General features: G+C 64.5%; 2 protein-coding genes. One reads left to right on the plus strand and one right to left on the minus strand.

The window, feature by feature from the left end; all coding sequences use genetic code 11:
* On the plus strand, positions 1 to 1,422 hold a 1,422-nt coding region (locus tag B2W70_RS16990), incomplete at its 5' end, for a flavin-containing monooxygenase (RefSeq protein WP_286747602.1).
* A 58-nt stretch (positions 1,423 to 1,480) separates the two neighbouring features.
* Here the strand turns inward: B2W70_RS16990 and B2W70_RS16995 are convergent.
* Positions 1,481 to 1,909 (minus strand): NAD-binding protein (locus tag B2W70_RS16995; RefSeq protein ID WP_286747604.1); only part of this gene is annotated, 429 nt, incomplete at its 5' end.

Below are 1,909 nucleotides of genomic sequence, written 5' to 3' on the forward strand. Positions count from 1 at the left end.
AAGACCCAATGCCCCGGCAAGACGTTTGCCATCCTGGAAGGCCGCGACACCATCGGCGGCACCTGGGACCTGTTCCGCTACCCCGGCATCCGCTCCGACTCGGACATGTACACCCTGGGCTACAACTTCAAGCCCTGGACCGAAAAGCAGGTGATTGCCGATGGCCACCGCATCCGCCACTACATCCAGGAAACGGCCAGCGAGAACGACATCCAGCGCCACATCCGCTTTGGCAGCAAGGTGACCTCGGCCGACTGGCGCAGCGAAACCGCCACCTGGACGGTGACCGTGCAGAAGAAGTCGGGCGAGACCGTGCAGCTGAGCTGCAACTGGCTGATGATGTGCTCCGGCTACTACAACTACGAAGAAGGCTTCACGCCCGAATTCAAGGGCCGCGAAGACTTCAAGGGCCAGGTCATCCACCCGCAGTTCTGGCCTGAAAACCTCGACTACAGCGGCAAGCGCGTGGTCGTGATCGGCTCGGGCGCCACCGCCATCACCCTGATCCCGTCGATGACCGACAAGGCCAAGATGGTGACGATGCTGCAGCGCACGCCCAGCTACGTGATCTCGGTGCCGCAGTTCGACCCGATGGTGCGCTTCCTGCTGAAGTTCCTGCCCGAGATGACGGTCTACAACATCAGCCGCGCACGCAACAACTTCATCACGCAGCTGATCTTCAAGCTCTCGCGCAAGTACCCCAACGCCGTGCGCAAGTTCCTGCTCAAGCAGGTGAAGATGCAGGTCGGGCCGAACTTCGACATGAAGCACTTCACGCCGCCCTACAACCCCTGGGACCAACGCCTGTGCGCCGTGCCCAATGGCGACATGTTCAAGGCCATCAAGCGTGGCAAGGCCAACGTGGTGACCGACCACATCGACCGCTTCGTGGGCAACGGCATCAAGCTGAAGTCGGGCCAGACCCTGGAAGCCGACATCATCGTGACGGCCACCGGCCTGAACCTGCGCCTGTTCGGCGGCATGACGATGAGCGTGGACGGCAAGGCCATCGAGATGAACCAGCACATCTCGTACAAGGGCCTGATGTTCAGCGACATCCCCAACTTCTCGAACACGCTGGGCTACACCAACGCCTCGTGGACGCTCAAGGCCGACCTGATCGCCGAGTACGTCTGCCGCCTGATCAAGCACATGGACAAGACGGGCACGCGCATCGCCGTGGCCGAGCGCAAGGACCCCAACGTCAAGCCGGCGCCGCTGCTGGACATGACCTCGGGCTACGTGGCCCGCGCCGAGGCCCACCTGCCCAAGGGCGCCGACCGCGCACCTTGGAAGCTTTATCAGAACTACGCGCTGGACATGGACCAGCTGCGCAATGGCAAGCTGGAAGACGGCGTGATGGCCTTCCGCAAGCCGCACGTGGCGGGTGGCAGCGCCACCGCTCAGCGCAAGGCGGCTTGACGCCCGAGGCGAGCCCTCGACCTCAAAACACCCCGGCCCCGTGCCGGGGTTTTTGTTTTCACCGGGGCCTGAGCTGCCCCAGCAGCTGGTCGCCCAGTTGGCGCGCCAGGGCGTCGTCGGGCAGGCAAACCTCGATGCCCAGCTCCTGCTTGAGCAGGCGGGCTTCTTCTTCGTTGCCACCCAGCGCCACGATGCGCACCTCGGGGTTGAGCTCGCGCGCGATGTCCACCATCGTCCGCGTGCGCAGGCTGTCGGGCTGGTTGATCAGCAGCGCCACGGCTTTGGCAATGTGCGCCTGGATCAGGGTGGCCGGGTCCATCAGGTCGCCCGCCACCGCCGGGATGTGCTCGGCGCGCAGGGCCTCGACCACCTCACGGCTTTCGTCGGCCACCACGTAGGACAAGCCTTGCTCGCGCAAGCGCTGTGCCACTTGGCGCCCGACCCCGTCATGGCCCACCAGCACCACCAGGTCCCGCACACGCGACAT

This window comes from Aquabacterium sp. UBA2148, assembly GCF_002328915.1.
In the GTDB taxonomy this organism is placed as follows: Bacteria; Pseudomonadota; Gammaproteobacteria; order Burkholderiales; family Burkholderiaceae_C; genus Aquabacterium; species Aquabacterium parvum.